The following is a 16262-nucleotide window of genomic DNA, read 5'->3' as shown; positions in this document are numbered from 1 at the left end:
TCTGAATTTGCCGAAGAATCTTGTTCCATAAGAAACACCCGCTGACTAAGCGGGTGTTTTTTTAATAGCCAACATTAATAAAATTTAAGGATATGTTAATATAAATTCCCTTCCAAATTCCAGTTACTCGTAATATAGTTGTAATGTAACTTTTCAAGCTATTCATACGACAAAAAAGTGAACGGAGGGGTTTCAAATGGAAGAAACCTTTCAATTATTATATGATACATATCATCAAGATTTGTACCAATTTTTATTTTATATGGTAAAGGATAAAAACCAGACAGAAGACCTTCTTCAAGAGGTTTATATCCGGGTATTAAATTCTTATCATACGTTTGAAGGAAGAAGCAGTGAAAAAACATGGCTATTGTCTATCGCACGCCATGTTGCGATAGACTGGTTCCGTAAACAGCAAACAATCAGACAGCGTATACTCGGTACATTTGACTGGGATACACAGGATGTCAGGGATCAGCAATTGCTACCGGACGAACTTGCCGTTCAACATGAAAATGTCCGGGAAATTTATGCTGCGCTTGATCAATGTACAATCGATCAAAGAGCTGTGATTATCTTGCGGTTTATTCAGGGATATTCAATACAGGAAACAGCCAAGGCTCTGCGCTTCTCGGAAAGCAAAGTAAAAACGACCCAACACAGAGGGCTCAAAGTACTTCGGAAACATATGGAGCTTTTGAGGGAGGAGCTAATGGATGATGAAGTCAGAATGGAACGAAGAACAGATAAAGGAGTTGTTAAGTCAACTTCCGGCAGTTAAAGACCATCGTTCGCCTCAGGATATTTACAAGCGGCTGACGATGGCAAAGCGTAAAAATAAGCCCGCTGTCAAGTGGATTGGCCCCGCGTGTGCCGCTGCAATTGCGGTTTATATCGCCTTCATTATTTCTCCTCATTTCTTTGATCAGGCACAGCCTCAACAAAAAGAAGCGTCCCAAGAGAACGCAGTAACGAAAACTGAGACAGAAGACAGCCCAAAAGCTGCATCATCCCTGGATCATACATCGTTTGTTGTACCTGAAAAGGAACAAGACAATTACATCACTGTAGCAGTTGCTGATGCCGATACATCCGCAATCATACCCGTCAGCATCCAAAAAACAAATGCAGACCAAACGATCCAGGATATGCTGTTTGAAAGTAGTGAATTGGGCATCCTTGATCATGCCATTACAATTCCAACCTTCATAGATGAAGTAGAAATAAAGGAAAAACCAAAGCAGAAGGAATTAAGTATACGAGTCCATCAGCCAGCTACGGCATTTTCTGTAAAAGATGATACACTGTTAAAAAAATTGCTTAAAGAATCCTTAAAATGGAGTCCTTATGAAAAAGTCAAATTTTTATCGGATCAAAATGAGACTGGGGTTCGGATTGGCTCATATGGCACTTTTACGGAAATTTCGATTCCCAAACAGTCAAAACGATCCTACTACTTGTACCAAAATAAACAAGGACAAGACTTTCTCGTTCCGTCAAATCATTCTTTTGATACAGTAAAAGAAGCGATTAAGGAAATGGAATCGAGCAGCCAAGAAGATACGACACCTCTTATTCAAGCGGGTGCTGTCCAATCTGTAACGAAGAAACAGAAACACTTATATATCCGCTTTTCAAAGGACTCAGAAGTTGAGGATTCTATTGCCGGTATTTTAATGATTGAGGGACTTCTTTTAACCGCAAAAGAGTTTGGCTTCACAGAAGTGACCTTTGCGGAAACCAGAACGAAAAAAATCGGCAAATATGACATATCAGATGCAATTCCGGTGCCAGCTGCTCCAAATCCGATTTCCTTAAACTAAAAAGAGCCCTTTAAGGCTCTTTTTTAGTTGCTATTCATATAATAGAAATTTTCAAAAAAAAGTTGTACGTGTATAATAAAACAAGGTAACGATTGAAAGGATTTGAGATGAGTGAACGTGTTAACAATTAAAGGAGTTTCCATCGGGGAAGGAATGCCGAAAATCATCGTTCCGCTGATGGGAAAGACGGAAAAACAAATTCTGAATGAAGCAGAGGCAGTAAAATTACTGAATCCGGACATTGTTGAATGGAGAGTCGACGTATTTGAAAAAGCGAATGACAGAGAAGCGGTCACAAAGCTCATTTCTAAGCTTCGTAAATCTTTAGGAGACAAGCTATTTCTATTTACATTCAGAACCCACAAAGAGGGCGGGAACATGGAGATGGACGGAAGCTCCTATCTTGCTTTGCTGGAATCGGCAATCCAAACAAAAGACATCGATCTGATAGACATCGAATTATTTTCAGGAGATGCACATGTAAAAGCGTTAGTATCGATGGCGGAAGAAAACAACGTCTATGTGGTGATGTCAAATCACGACTTTGAAAAAACGCCTTCGAAAGATGAGATTCTTTCAAGACTTCGGAAAATGCAGGATTTAGGGGGGCATATTCCCAAAATGGCTGTTATGCCGAATGATACTGGAGATCTCCTAACGCTGCTTGATGCGACATATACAATGAAAACAAAATATGCAGACCGTCCCATTATTACAATGTCAATGGCTGCAACAGGGCTCATCAGCAGGCTGAGCGGTGAGGTTTTTGGATCGGCTTGTACTTTTGGAGCTGGAGAAGAGGCGTCCGCACCAGGCCAAATTCCTGTTTCTGAGCTAAGGAGTGTCTTAGATATTTTGCATAAAAACACACGGGGATAGAACAATAAAAAAACTCAAGCTATATAGCTTGAGTTTTTTTAATTATGGCAGATCAATGAGCTTCACAGACACAATATCAGGGACATTTGTTAGTTCTTTCACAATTTTATCTTCCAGATGTCTGTCAAAGGAAAGCATCATGATGGCTTCTCCGCCTTTTTCCTTACGGCCAACCTGCATAGTTGCAATGTTAATATCATTATCTCCGAGAATACGTCCTACTCGGCCGATGACACCTGTTGTATCTTGATGCTGGATATACACCAAGTGACCTGTCGGATAAAAATCAATATTAAATCCATTGATCTCGACAATTCGTTCTCCGAAATGAGGAATATACGTAGCCGTTACAGTAAAGGTGCTGCGGTCTCCTGTCACTTTTACGCTGATGCAGTTATCGTATCCAGATTCAGAAGAGGAAATTTTTTCACTGAAGCTAATGCCGCGTTCTTTTGCGACACCCCCGGCATTGACCTCATTAACAGTAGAGTCTACGCGCGGTTTTAAAAAGCCTGACAGAAGGGCTTTTGTAATGAACGATGTTTCAAGTTTAGCAATTGTGCCTTCATATTGAATGGCAACATCCTGTACTGGTTCTTTCATGCACTGTGATACAAGGCTGCCAATTTTTCCTGCAATTTGATGGTAAGGCTTAATTTTAGCAAATTCATCTTTTGTCATGGCAGGCAGGTTGATAGCTGACATGACAGGCAGGCCTTTTGCGAACTGCAGAACTTCTTCTGACACTTGGGCGGCGACATTGAGCTGTGCTTCTTTCGTTGATGCTCCTAAGTGAGGAGTGGCAATGACTAATGGATGATCAACAAGTTTGTTGTCAACTGGCGGTTCGACTTCGAAAACGTCAAGCGCTGCTCCCGCAACATGCCCGTTTTCCAAAGCTTCGAGAAGTGCTGCTTCATCGATAATTCCGCCTCGCGCACAGTTAATTAAGCGAACGCCTTTTTTCGTTTTTGCAATCGTTTCTTTATTCAATAAGCCTTTTGTTTCTTTTGTTAAAGGCGTGTGAACGGTAATGATATCCGCACTTTCAAGCACTTCTTCAAATGTACGGCTGTTTACGCCGATTTTTTTCGCTCTTTCTTCCGTTAAGAAAGGATCAAAAACGTGCACAGTCATACCGAACGCTCTTGCACGCTGTGCAATTTCACTTCCGATTCGGCCTAATCCTACAATACCAAGCGTTTTTCCATAAAGCTCTGAACCGACATAAGCTGTGCGGTTCCACTCTCTGGATTTCACTGAGATATTAGCCTGCGGAATGTGTCTCATTAAAGAAGAGATCATTGCAAATGTATGCTCAGCTGTCGAAATGGTGTTGCCGTTCGGAGCATTGATCACGATTACCCCGTGTTTCGTAGCCTCATCAATATCGATATTATCGACACCGACACCGGCTCTTCCGACAATTTTTAAAGAAGTCATTTTGTTGAAAAGGTCTTCTGTTACTTTTGTCGCGCTTCGCACCAAAAGAGCATCAAAAGTATGTAATTCATCTTCTGCATCTGCTACGTTTTTTTGAACGATTTCAATAAAGTCTGATTCAATAAGTGGCTGTAAACCGTCGTTGCTCATTTTGTCTGAGACCAATACTCGAAACATCGTTAGATTTCCTCCTAAATTGACAAACTAAATATCTGATAATTTAACATATTCTCAAAAGAGTGTCAACGTGTATTGACGCAGTAAAGGATAAAAGTAAAGCCTAATAAATCAATGATCTGACAGCTTGCAGGTAATATATTTAATTTGAAGCAATTCTCTATACAGCCAACCAGTTATCGTTTATAATGTAATTAAATTTCATATGATCAATCTTCGGGGCAGGGTGAAATTCCCTACCGGCGGTGATGAGCCAATGGCTCTAAGCCCGCGAGCTGTCTTTACAGCAGGATTCGGTGAGATTCCGGAGCCGACAGTACAGTCTGGATGGGAGAAGATGGAGGTTCATAAGCGTTTTGAAATTGAAATTTTTCAAACGTTTCTTTGCCTAGCCTAATTTTCGAAACCCCGCTTTTATATATGAAGCGGTTTTTTTATTGGCTGGAAAAGAACCTTTCCGTTTTCGAGTAAGATGTGATCGAAAAGGAGAGAATGAAGTGAAAGTAAAAAAATTAGTTGTGGTCAGCATGCTGAGCAGCATTGCATTTGTTTTGATGCTGTTAAATTTCCCGTTTCCGGGTCTTCCGGATTATTTAAAAATCGATTTTAGCGACGTTCCCGCTATTATTGCCATTCTGATTTACGGACCTTTGGCGGGTATTGCCGTAGAAGCGATAAAAAATGTTCTTCAGTATATCATTCAGGGAAGCATGGCCGGAGTTCCTGTAGGGCAAGTTGCGAATTTTATTGCAGGAACACTCTTTATATTACCGACTGCTTTCTTATTTAAAAAACTCAACTCAGCAAAGGGCTTGGCTGTCAGCCTGCTTTTGGGAACTGCAGCGATGACCATTTTAATGAGTATTTTAAATTATGTTCTGATTCTTCCGGCATACACGTGGTTTTTACATTCACCGGCATTATCCGACAGCGCGCTAAAAACAGCAGTCGTCGCAGGTATCCTGCCGTTTAACATGATAAAAGGTATTGTAATTACGGTTGTATTCTCACTAATTTTTATCAAGCTTAAGCCATGGATTGAGCAGCAGCGAAGTGCACATATCCATTAAATAAAAAAGCTCCCGTTCGGGAGCTTTTTTTAGTTACTTCTATTCAAATTTAAGCGGGTCGCCTTCAAATGGCTCATCCGCCACTTTGATGGAATCAGTAGGGCATCCTTCAAATGCGTCAATCATATCTTCTTCCAGTACCTCAGGAACTTCGACAACACCTTTGTTTTCATCAAGCGTTACGAACGCGATGCCTTCATCATCGTAATCGTAAATGTCTGGTGCAGCAGCTCCGCAAGCGCCGCATGCAATACATGTATCTTTGTCTACGATTGTGTACTTTGCCATGAATAAAACCTCCCAGATTGTTCTTGGTGGAACAAATGGATCAATCTTTATATTTAATCAATTTAACACCTATTCCTCTTACTTATTGTAATGATGTTGCTGCCACATTTCAACAGAAAAATGATTGAGAATGCTTATCACATAAGGGGTTATCTACATAACATCCCCCTTAATGATGACTTTAAACGTCGATTTCTGTTTGAAATCTGTTAAAATAAAAAGAGCAAATCAACGATTTTTGTCAGGAAGAATGTAGGTGGATAGGTTGTCATTAAATTACTTCGATATTATGGTTCTCGATTGTCTTTGCAAAATAAACGGGGAACGGTCGGGAAGCGCTGTTTTTCACCTATTCAAAGGCAAGAGATCGTCACAGACCATTCAAGATGCCGGCTTATTTCAGACTGCAAAATACTTTGGAATGGCGGCAAAATGTTCGAGAAGCGATATTTCTGCGTCGCTTGACAAGCTTGAAAAGCATTCATATCTCGCGCCAATGTCTGAATCAGATACATACAAAGTGACAGCCAGCGGCGCAGCAGTTTTGAGACATGCCCTTAGCGAGCGGCCTTGGCCCGTTCATTGTCACGGCGCTCATTATCAGCAGGCTGCCGGCGTGCTTTGGAAAAGGCTTTCGCTGCTTGTGCAGGTCCTATCCCATAAACAGCAAGGGAGCAGGCAGTATATCCCTGTCACAAAGGATCATAAGACACTTCACTGGGTAAAGAAATACCTGTCCCGGCATACGGATCATATAGAGATGGCAAAAAGCCTTTTTGCCATGCTTGAGGCGCATTTGAAAAAGATTGAAAACAAAGCAGCGCAAATTTTTGTCTACTCCTTAACCTCGCACCATCGGATCGGTTATACGAGCAGGCAGCTTGCTGATACGCTGAAAGAAGACGAATGGTATGTCTATATCATGTTTTGGGCTTCGGTACATTATTTTATTCATTCTCTTCCGGAGTGTGAAGATGCTTTGTTAAAGGATCTCCTTTCTGATGTGCACTTAGATAATGCCCTGACAGAGTCGACGAGGAAAACATGGCAGATGGTCAAACAAGGGTTTCCGATACAGCGAATTGCTGAAATCAGAAAGCTGAAAACAGCGACGATTGAAGACCACATTGTCGAGATTTCTCTCCATGAGCCTGCGTTTATGATTAATGACTATGTATCAGCAGAAGACCAGCTTCAAATCGCAGAGTTTGCCAAACGGATGCGGACGAATAAAATCAAACAAATTCGCGACGGGCTGGAACAGCGGTTCAGCTACTTTCAAATCAGACTGGCATTGACAAAGCAGGTGCAGCAATATGACTAAATTACAGCAAACGTTATATCAGTTTTTTGGTTTTACTTCCTTTAAAAAAGGGCAGCAGGACATTATTGAAAGCATACTCAGCGGGAAGGATACCATTGCAATGCTCCCGACTGGGGGAGGGAAATCGCTTTGCTACCAGCTGCCTGGTTATATGCTTGACGGCATGGTATTAATCGTTTCTCCACTGCTTTCTTTAATGGAGGATCAGGTGCAGCAGCTCAAAGCCCGGGGGGAAAAGCGTGCTGCAGCTTTGAACAGCATGCTTAACAGGCAGGAAAGACAATTTGTTTTAGAACATATTCATCGATATAAATTTTTGTACTTGTCTCCTGAAGCTTTACAGTCTCCATATGTATTGGAAAAATTGAAAAGCGTTCCGATTAGCCTATTTGTTATTGACGAAGCGCATTGTATTTCTGAATGGGGACACGACTTCAGGCCTGATTATTCAAAGCTCGGACAGCTGAGAAAAAAACTTGGACACCCACCCGTTCTGGCATTGACCGCCACGGCTACAAAGGAAACGCTGCAAGATGTCATGAACCTGCTGGAGCTGCAGCATGCTGTACGCCATCTCAACTCAGTCAACCGCCCAAACATCGCACTGAGGGTTGAAAATGCGGCGGATACTGCCGAAAAAATAGATAGGGTCATTCAGCTGGTTGAAAACCTGCAAGGTCCGGGAATTGTTTATTGTCCGACACGGAAATGGGCCGAGGAATTAGCGGGTGAAATTAAAAGCAAAACGAGCAGCAGAGCCGACTTTTACCATGGCGGTTTGGAGTCAGGGGACCGGATTTTAATTCAGCAGCAGTTTATTCATAACCAGCTTGATGTGATATGTTGTACGAATGCGTTTGGAATGGGTGTCGATAAACCCGATATCAGATATGTGATTCATTTTCACCTCCCGCAGACGGCAGAAGCTTTTATGCAGGAAATCGGCAGAGCGGGCCGTGATGGAAAGCCGAGTGTCAGCATTTTGCTGCGGGCGCCAGGGGATTTTGAATTGCAGGAACAGATTATCCAGATGGAGAGTGTCACAGCTGAAGAAATCGCCGACGTGATCCGTGTGCTAGAGAAGACGGAGGAGCGGGATGAGAGAAGGCTGCGTGACGTATTACTTCAGTATGGCGTTGGAGAGACACAGGCCCGTATGATGATTCATCTCTTTATGCAGGGAAAAACATCAGTTGAACTGATGAAGAAAGAAATTTCATATCGCATGGAGCTGAAGCTGGAAAAAATGCACCGTGTATCATTTTTGCTTCAGCGTGACGGCTGTTTAAGGCAGGCACTGTTAACCTACTTTGATGAATCATACGAGCCTGATGACGGAAACCTCCCGTGCTGTTCACATTGCGGTTTTGATTTATCCTTGTATGAACAAAAAGGGGAACGGAGTAAAATGGCGCCATTAGACAGCTGGAGTTCGGAATTGCACCGGATATTCAGCTTGCAGACTGTAGGTGAGCTGAACTGAAACAGCAAAAAGATTATATTCAGCATATGACTGACCATGATATGCTGAAGCAGTTATATTTGACGCAGCTACTCATCATCTTTGCCGCTGCTGCAGCAGGACTGTTCTTTTTTGAGGATGTACGGGACGTATTAAAGCTCTGGGACATTCGCGATATGCGAATCATCTGGTATGGTGTTTCTATAGCTGTTATTGTTATTTTAGCCGATATGGCAGTAATGAAATGGTTTCCGTCTCATTTACATGATGACGGCGGAATCAATAAAAAAATATTCAGTAAGAGGTCAATCCCTCATATTATATTTTTAACGCTTCTGATTGCTTTCGCGGAAGAAATGTTATTCAGAGGAGTGCTGCAGACTCATATCGGTTTATGGACGGCCAGCCTTATATTTGCCGCTCTGCACTTTCGGTATTTGTCAAAATGGCTGTTATTTATTATGGTGACAGCAATCAGCTTTTTGCTCGGTCTGATGTATGAATGGACCGGCAACTTATTTGTTCCGATGACGGCGCATTTTATCATTGATGCCGTGTTTGCCTGTCAGATTCGTTTTGAACATGTGAGGAGGGATAAACATGACGAACATGTCGAGAGTAGAGAGAAGAAAAGCCCAGAATCTTTATGAAGATCAAAACGCCGCATTGGCGGACGATTATGTCGATGATGGAGAAAGCCTTCCGACAAGACAATCTGTAAAAAATCAAAGAGAACAGAAAAAAAAGCAAGGCAAAACAAAAACGCCATTATTCACAGTACTCGCAGTAATATTTGTATTTGTGCCGGTTATTGTTTTAGTCACCTTATTTTATCTAAAGAGCCACCCGGATAATCATGACGATTATGAAGATGTTTTTATTGACAGCAGCCAAAGCAAATATGAGGTTGTCCCGAAATCAGAGGATAAAAACGATACCGCAGACACTAAAGAAACCGCACTGCAGAAGGAGTCAAAAAAAGAGCCAGAAGATTCCAAGCCAAAAGAGCAAACAGCTGCTGATAAGAAACAGACTGCTGTAGCGGAAAAAGAAGACTCGGCAAATAAGGAGGAAGCAACCGCCGCGGCTGCTTCCTCTTCCCAATCAACAGTACAACAGCAAGAACAGCCAGCTGAGCCAGTTCAAAATGTGCCGAATCGCGTTGTCAAGCACACCGTCCAAAAGAAAGAAACGCTATACCGCATTTCCATGAAGTATTATAAAAGCCGGACAGGAGAAGAAAAAATTCGAGCATATAATCATCTGAATGGAAATGATGTTTACACCGGACAAGTTTTGGACATCCCTTTAATGGATGAATAGGGTATTATTTTTATTTTACGTTCATATATTGTAGCAATGAAAATGGACAAGGTGTGAAGCGTATGGAATCCTTATGGAATCAGCTGGATCAGTTTACAGACGCGCCGACCAAACAGATGCTCCAAGCGCTGGTAAAACGAAAACAAAAATTCGAAAATTATGCAGCACAATGCCGCAGATGGCGATGGGCTTCACTTATCTGCCTAGGCTTATTATGTGTTATGATCATGATCAAAAGCCCGGAGCCTCAGCTTATACTTCAAGAAATACTTAGCCATACCTTTTATTTATTTTGGATGCTGGCAACCGCTTTTGCCTACTGCACTTCATATTATTTCAAGAAAAAGGAAGAAAAATCCGAGACTGATTTCCATAAACTGAGATGTGAAATTATTCAGAAAAGCACTGATCTCTGGCCGCAGCCCGATAAATGGAAGGCGAGAGAGTCTGTTTTTCATATGATGAAGCACAAATATGACATTAATCTATATTTTGAAAGTAAATAAAATGGGGCGTTTTCTCAAACGATAGAAACGTCTTTTTTTATTGTCCGTCTTATTGATAAATTCTAAAAAGAATGGAGAGTTTTTTATGAAGCTATCAGTGAAAATTGCCGGTGTACTAACTGTTGCGGCAGCGGCAATGACGGCAAAAATGTATGCAACAGCAAAAGGCAATCATTTGAAGACACATACGTTTCCTTTATCAAAGATGAAGGGCAAGCCGCCTCTCACAATCTTTTTTATTTCAGACATTCACAAACGTCTCATCGATCAAGACCTTTTAGAAAAAGCGCGAAGCCATGCCCCCCACTTGGTTATAATCGGCGGTGATTTAGCTGAGGGCGGGGTGCCCAGTGCGAGAATCGAGGAAAACATCAAAAGGCTCGTACATTTCGGGGTCCCTATCGTGTTTGTGTGGGGGAATAATGATTATGAAGTCAGGCAGCATAAGCTGTATTCCATATTTAAAGCGCACGGCGTCATCACTCTGAGAAATGAGTCAGTCCCGTTTTCATACAATGGGCATACGATTGCGATTGCGGGGGTTGATGATATCAGGATGGAGATGGATCATTATGAGGAAGCCATCAAAGAACTTGATGAAAGCCAGCTGAATATTCTGGTTTGCCATAATCCGGAGATTCATGAACAAATCAATGAAGATGACGGTATTGATGTGATACTCAGCGGACATACCCATGGAGGCCAGATCAGGTTTGGAAAATTCGGTCCTTATGAACTGGGGAAAACAGGTATTGTTAAAAACGCGGCATATCTGATCAGCAACGGCTACGGCACGACAAAAGTGCCTCTTCGTTTAGGTGCTGAGCCTGAAACTCACATTGTGACTCTTTGCGGGCCAGAATAACTTCTAAAAAGCAAAAATCCGTATGGCAATAAAAACTGCATTGTGCTTGTCTTACTAGTGAACTCAGTGTAAACTGATAACAATTAAGAACCTATGACTCATCATCTCATATAATGTGTTATATGATTTGTGTGCAAGTAGAGGCAGGAGGGAACGTTATGCGGCTTGAGCGTCTGAATTATAATAAGATCAAAATCTTTTTAACCCTCGATGATTTGACAGACCGGGGATTGACAAAAGAAGACCTCTGGAAGGACTCATTTAAAGTCCACCAGTTATTTAAAGATATGATGAATGAAGCAAATACAGAGCTCGGCTTTGAAGCGAATGGACCGATTGCAGTAGAAGTGTATTCTCTCCAAGCACAAGGGATGGTCGTGATTGTAACAAAGAACCAAGACGCCGATTCAGAAGACGATGAGTATGATGATGATTACATCGAAATGCAAGTCAAGCTTGATGAAAGCGCGGACATCATATATCAATTCCATTCCTTTGAAGATATCATTCAGCTTTCAGAAAGCTTACAGCGAATCGGTATCACAGGGGGAACTGTCTACCACTATGACGGGCAGTACTTTTTAAGCCTTGAAGATCTAGGGTCACATACGGCTGAAGGGGTTGTGGCGGTTCTGGCTGAATACGGCAATCCGACAACTTTAACGATTTATCGCCTGCAAGAGTATGGTAAGCTCATTATGGACGGTAATGCCGTAGAAACGATACAAACTCATTTTTCATAAGAATGCAACGGAAAACTGCTGATTTCAGCAGTTTTTTTTCGTTAAAAAACATGGAAAAACATAACGTTTATTCTATGCACAGATCATATGAAGGTGTATACTATTCTCTGAAAGGGAGCATGTGAGAAACAGAAGATTCTAGGAGGTTAACTCAAATGGCAGCCGATCGAAACACCGGTCATACAGAAGAGGACAAACTTGATGTATTAAAATCAACCCAAACCGTAATACATAAGGCTCTGGAAAAATTGGGATATCCCGAAGAGGTATACGAATTGTTAAAAGAGCCGATGAGATTATTAACGGTAAAAATACCTGTTCGTATGGACGACGGTTCAGTAAAGATTTTCACAGGATATCGTGCGCAGCACAATGACTCTGTCGGTCCAACGAAAGGCGGGATACGTTTTCACCCGAACGTAACAGAAAAAGAGGTGAAGGCGCTTTCAATTTGGATGAGTTTAAAATGCGGCATAATTGATCTTCCATATGGCGGTGGTAAAGGCGGAATTGTTTGTGATCCAAGGGATATGTCGTTTAGAGAGCTGGAGCGTCTGAGCAGAGGGTATGTCAGAGCGATCAGCCAAATTGTCGGCCCGACAAAAGACGTGCCGGCACCGGATGTATTTACAAACTCACAAATCATGGCTTGGATGATGGATGAGTATTCAAGAATTGATGAATTTAATTCGCCTGGATTTATTACAGGCAAACCGCTTGTGCTTGGCGGATCTCACGGGAGAGAATCTGCGACAGCAAAAGGTGTTACCATCTGTATTAAAGAAGCGGCTAAGAAGAGAGGCATCGATATTAAAGGTGCGCGTGTCGTTGTCCAAGGCTTCGGAAACGCGGGAAGCTATTTGGCAAAATTTATGCATGATGCGGGGGCAAAAGTTGTCGGCATCTCAGATGCGTATGGCGGACTTTATGATCCGGAAGGCCTTGATATCGATTATTTACTCGACCGACGCGACAGCTTCGGTACCGTAACAAAGCTTTTCAACGATACCATTACCAACCAAGAGCTGCTGGAGCTGGATTGTGATATTCTCGTTCCTGCTGCGATTGAAAATCAAATTACAGAAGAAAATGCCCATAATATCCGGGCTAAAATTGTCGTTGAAGCAGCGAACGGACCAACAACGCTTGAAGGAACAAAAATTCTTTCAGACCGGGACATTCTGCTTGTACCAGACGTGCTGGCAAGTGCCGGTGGCGTAACAGTTTCTTATTTTGAATGGGTTCAGAATAACCAAGGCTTCTACTGGAGTGAAGAAGAGGTAGAAGAAAAATTAGAAAAAATGATGGTCAAATCATTTAACAATATTTATGAAATGGCTAACAACCGAAGAATTGACATGAGGCTCGCTGCATATATGGTCGGCGTTCGCAAAATGGCTGAAGCTTCGCGTTTTAGAGGCTGGATATAAGTTGATGATTTGCATAAAAATAAAAAATCTCCTATGATAAAATAGGAGATTTTTTTATTCGGAAATAGAAAATATGAAGTGAAATGCCAATCGCAGGAGTTGACAGAAATGATTCAAGAAAAAGCAATTATTATAGGCGGAGGACCTTGTGGACTATCTGCTGCCATTCACCTAAAACAAATTGGCATTGATGCCCTCGTCATCGAAAAAGGCAATGTCGTTAACAGTATTTACAATTATCCGACGCATCAAACCTTTTTCAGCTCAAGTGAAAAGCTCGAAATCGGAGATGTGGCATTTATTACAGAGAACAGGAAGCCTGTCAGAATTCAGGCTTTATCGTATTACCGTGAAGTCGTCAAACGGAAAAACATCCGTGTTAATGCGTTTGAAATGGTGCGTAAAGTGACGAAAACGCAAAATAACACATTCGTTATTGAGACGTCAAAAGAGACCTACACGACGCCATATTGTATCATCGCCACAGGCTATTATGATCATCCAAACTATATGGGCGTACCCGGTGAGGATTTGCCGAAAGTATTTCATTATTTTAAAGAAGGCCACCCGTATTTTGATAAAGATGTTGTTGTCATCGGCGGGAAAAATTCAAGCGTGGACGCCGCCCTTGAACTCGTGAAATCTGGGGCGCGTGTCACAGTTTTATATAGGGGCAATGAGTATTCTCCAAGCATTAAGCCGTGGATTCTGCCAGAATTTGAAGCCCTCGTCAGAAACGGTACAATCCGTATGGAATTTGGCGCTTGTGTCGAAAAAATCACCGAGGATGAAGTTGTGTTTCGCTCCGGAGAGAAAGAACTCATTACCATTAAAAATGATTTTGTATTTGCCATGACAGGCTATCATCCCGATCATCAATTTCTTGAAAAAATTGGTGTTGAAATTGATAAAGAAACAGGGCGTCCATATTTCAACGAAGAAACGATGGAAACGAACGTTGAAGGTGTCTTTATTGCCGGGGTTATTGCTGCGGGAAATAATGCAAATGAAATATTTATTGAAAACGGCAGGTTTCACGGGGGGCATATCGCAGCGGAAATCGCCAAAAGAGAAAACCATTAAAGATGAGGAGCATATGATGCATTCGTATGCTCTTTTTGTTTTTTTAAGTGCAGACAGATGTAAAATTTTAAACAACATGGTAGGATAGACGTAGGAATATAAAGGAAAGAGGTTGCCTGATGTTTGCAATCATCTCTGCAGGAATTGCCCCCGGCATCGCGTTATTAAGTTATTTTTATTTAAAAGATCAGTATGATAATGAACCTGTACATATGGTGCTACGGTCGTTTTTTCTCGGGGTTGTTCTTGTATTTCCCATCATGTTTATCCAGTATGTACTTGAAAAAGAGAATGTAGGAGGCGGAAGCTTTTTCGTTTCTTTTTTATCTTCGGGGTTTTTGGAGGAATCATTAAAATGGTTTATACTGATGATCAGTGTCTACCCGCACGCCCACTTTGATGAGCATTATGACGGGATTGTGTACGGTACAAGTGTATCACTCGGTTTTGCAACCCTCGAAAATATTCTTTATTTAATTGGCCACGGCGTGGAGCATGCGTTTGTCAGGGCGCTGCTGCCTGTTTCATGCCATGCCTTGATTGGCGTTATAATGGGATTTTACCTTGGAAAAGCCCGTTTTTCCGCTGATAAGGCGCGTGTAAAGTGGCTTACTCTTTCTCTAGTTGTCCCATCCCTTTTGCATGGATCATATGATTTTATCCTAACAGCGCTTAGCAATTGGATTTATTATATGCTTCCATTTATGGTATTTTTATGGTGGTTTGGTTTGCGTAAAGCGAAAAAAGCCCGTTCCGTTAATATGATGCAAGTATAGAAGCCGCACAGCAACCGTGCGGCTTTTTTGTGTGCAGTTTTTATGTTCTGAGGGATAACAAGGAAAGAGTGTATAAAAATAACCTCGTTACAGAAAATACGATTACACTTAAAAATTTGCAGTAGGAGGCTTGAAAAGATGAAGTCCAAAGGATCGATTATGGCATGTCTCATCCTTTTTTCCTTTACAATAACGACGTTTATTAATACTGAAACGATCTCTGCCTTTTCGAATCAGGTCATTCAAAGAGGGGCAACAGGGGATGATGTGGTCGAGCTTCAGGCGCGTCTTCAATACAACGGATATTATAACGGAAAAATTGACGGGGTTTATGGATGGGGGACGTACTGGGCAGTTCGAAATTTTCAGGATCAATTCGGGTTAAAAGAGGTTGACGGCCTTGTAGGAGCTAAAACAAAGCAAACCTTAATATGTAAATCAAAATACTATCGTGAATATGTCATGGAACAGCTCAATAAAGGGAATACATTCACGCATTACGGAAAAATTCCGCTAAAGTATCAGACGAAACCATCAAAAGCAGCAACACAAAAGGCAAGACAACAAGCAGAAGCACGGCAGAAACAGCCTGCGGAAAAAACAACGCAGAAGCCTAAAGCGAATGCGAATAAACAGCAAAACAATACACCAGCAAAAGCAAGAAAACAGGATGCGGTAGCAGCGAACATGCCTGGTGGATTTTCCAACAACGATATCAGGCTGCTTGCTCAAGCGGTTTATGGCGAAGCCCGGGGCGAGCCGTACGAGGGGCAGGTTGCTATTGCAGCAGTCATTTTAAACCGTTTGAACAGCCCGTTATTTCCAAATTCAGTAGCGGGGGTTATTTTTGAGCCGCTTGCCTTCACAGCAGTAGCCGACGGACAAATTTACATGCAGCCGAATGAAACGGCACGAGAAGCAGTGCTGGATGCCATCAATGGCTGGGACCCATCAGAGGAAGCACTTTACTACTTTAATCCGGATACGGCTACAAGTCCGTGGATTTGGGGGCGTCCGCAGATTAAAAGAATCGGTAAACACATTTTCTGTGAGTAGCAGATATGAGAAAG

Annotated in this window: 17 protein-coding genes and 1 riboswitch; of the genes, 15 read left to right on the top strand and 2 right to left on the bottom strand. The window is 41.9% G+C overall.

Translation table 11 applies throughout. From position 1 onward, the window contains the following. The first annotated feature begins 196 nt into the window (after positions 1-196). The 3 genes from sigX (at position 197) to aroD (ending at position 2702) form a co-directional block, all read left to right on the top strand. Positions 197-781, top strand: a complete 585-nt coding sequence (sigX, locus tag MKX38_RS11290) for an RNA polymerase sigma factor SigX (RefSeq protein WP_003230521.1) — start codon at positions 197-199, stop codon at positions 779-781. Continuing rightward, complete coding sequence (gene rsiX, locus MKX38_RS11285) at positions 717-1823, top strand: anti-sigma-X factor RsiX (protein ID WP_339187181.1); 1107 nt, start codon at positions 717-719, stop codon at positions 1821-1823. The genes sigX and rsiX overlap by 65 nt, the downstream gene beginning before the upstream one ends. Before the next feature lie 111 nt (positions 1824-1934). Further along, entirely contained in the window at positions 1935-2702 is a 768-nt protein-coding gene (gene aroD, locus MKX38_RS11280; protein ID WP_076458067.1) for a type I 3-dehydroquinate dehydratase, read from the top strand. 42 nt (positions 2703-2744) lie between these two features. On the opposite strand, the gene serA is transcribed toward aroD, so the two are convergent. Continuing rightward, complete coding sequence (gene serA, locus MKX38_RS11275) at positions 2745-4322, bottom strand: phosphoglycerate dehydrogenase (protein ID WP_004398713.1); 1578 nt, start codon at positions 4320-4322, stop codon at positions 2745-2747. Between the two features lie 208 nt (positions 4323-4530). Beyond that, a riboswitch (FMN riboswitch) is annotated at positions 4531-4665 on the top strand. A 154-nt stretch (positions 4666-4819) separates the two neighbouring features. Between serA and fmnP the strand changes: the two genes are divergently transcribed. After that, complete coding sequence (gene fmnP, locus MKX38_RS11270; RefSeq protein WP_004399159.1) at positions 4820-5392, top strand: riboflavin transporter FmnP; 573 nt, start codon at positions 4820-4822, stop codon at positions 5390-5392. A gap of 39 nt (positions 5393-5431) precedes the next feature. Here the strand turns inward: fmnP and MKX38_RS11265 are convergent, their stop codons facing one another. Further along, a complete protein-coding gene (locus tag MKX38_RS11265) occupies positions 5432-5680 on the bottom strand; it encodes a ferredoxin (protein ID WP_003225461.1) in 249 nt (82 codons plus the stop codon). 265 nt (positions 5681-5945) lie between these two features. Here MKX38_RS11265 and MKX38_RS11260 point away from each other — a divergent pair, with 265 nt between their 5' ends. The 11 genes from MKX38_RS11260 (at position 5946) to sleB (ending at position 16248) form a co-directional block, all read left to right on the top strand. Further along, on the top strand, positions 5946-7004 hold the full coding sequence (locus MKX38_RS11260) for a helix-turn-helix domain-containing protein (RefSeq protein ID WP_004398594.1): 1059 nt from the start codon (positions 5946-5948) through the stop codon (positions 7002-7004). Further along, positions 6997-8487 (top strand): ATP-dependent DNA helicase RecQ, encoded by a 1491-nt coding sequence (locus tag MKX38_RS11255; protein WP_015251799.1) that lies wholly within the window; start codon positions 6997-6999, stop codon positions 8485-8487. Before MKX38_RS11260 ends, MKX38_RS11255 begins: the two co-directional genes overlap by 8 nt. Before the next feature lie 26 nt (positions 8488-8513). Next, the gene (locus tag MKX38_RS11250; RefSeq protein ID WP_339187179.1) at positions 8514-9116 is read left to right on the top strand and encodes a CPBP family intramembrane glutamic endopeptidase; all 603 of its coding nucleotides are present in this window, start codon (positions 8514-8516) and stop codon (positions 9114-9116) included. Continuing rightward, positions 9067-9789: a LysM peptidoglycan-binding domain-containing protein gene (locus MKX38_RS11245; protein ID WP_264099018.1), complete on the top strand. Its 723-nt coding sequence runs from the start codon at positions 9067-9069 to the stop codon at positions 9787-9789. The genes MKX38_RS11250 and MKX38_RS11245 overlap by 50 nt, the downstream gene beginning before the upstream one ends. Before the next feature lie 62 nt (positions 9790-9851). After that, entirely contained in the window at positions 9852-10295 is a 444-nt protein-coding gene (locus tag MKX38_RS11240) for a YpbF family protein (RefSeq protein WP_003230531.1), read from the top strand. Between the two features lie 85 nt (positions 10296-10380). Next, positions 10381-11160 carry a metallophosphoesterase gene (locus MKX38_RS11235; RefSeq protein ID WP_003230532.1) on the top strand — a complete coding sequence of 260 codons (780 nt, stop codon included), beginning with the start codon at positions 10381-10383 and terminating at the stop codon, positions 11158-11160. A 158-nt stretch (positions 11161-11318) separates the two neighbouring features. Further along, a complete protein-coding gene (locus MKX38_RS11230) occupies positions 11319-11903 on the top strand; it encodes a genetic competence negative regulator (protein WP_003230533.1) in 585 nt (194 codons plus the stop codon). Between the two features lie 155 nt (positions 11904-12058). Continuing rightward, positions 12059-13333 carry an NAD-specific glutamate dehydrogenase gene (gene gudB, locus MKX38_RS11225; protein ID WP_003230536.1) on the top strand — a complete coding sequence of 425 codons (1275 nt, stop codon included), beginning with the start codon at positions 12059-12061 and terminating at the stop codon, positions 13331-13333. Positions 13334-13441: 108 nt separating this feature from the next. Further along, positions 13442-14416, top strand: a complete 975-nt coding sequence (locus tag MKX38_RS11220) for a YpdA family putative bacillithiol disulfide reductase (protein WP_015714182.1) — start codon at positions 13442-13444, stop codon at positions 14414-14416. A 119-nt stretch (positions 14417-14535) separates the two neighbouring features. Next, positions 14536-15192, top strand: coding sequence for a glutamic-type intramembrane protease PrsW (gene prsW, locus MKX38_RS11215; RefSeq protein ID WP_014480144.1), 657 nt, complete (start codon positions 14536-14538; stop codon positions 15190-15192). 138 nt (positions 15193-15330) lie between these two features. Next, entirely contained in the window at positions 15331-16248 is a 918-nt protein-coding gene (gene sleB, locus MKX38_RS11210) for a spore cortex-lytic enzyme (RefSeq protein ID WP_004398523.1), read from the top strand. Positions 16249-16262 lie beyond the last annotated feature (14 nt).

This window comes from Bacillus sp. FSL M8-0025, from assembly GCF_037975475.1.
GTDB lineage: Bacteria > Bacillota > Bacilli > Bacillales > Bacillaceae > Bacillus > Bacillus subtilis.
Note: the sequence above shows the minus strand (reverse complement) of the source record. Positions and strands in the feature narration are given on the sequence as shown.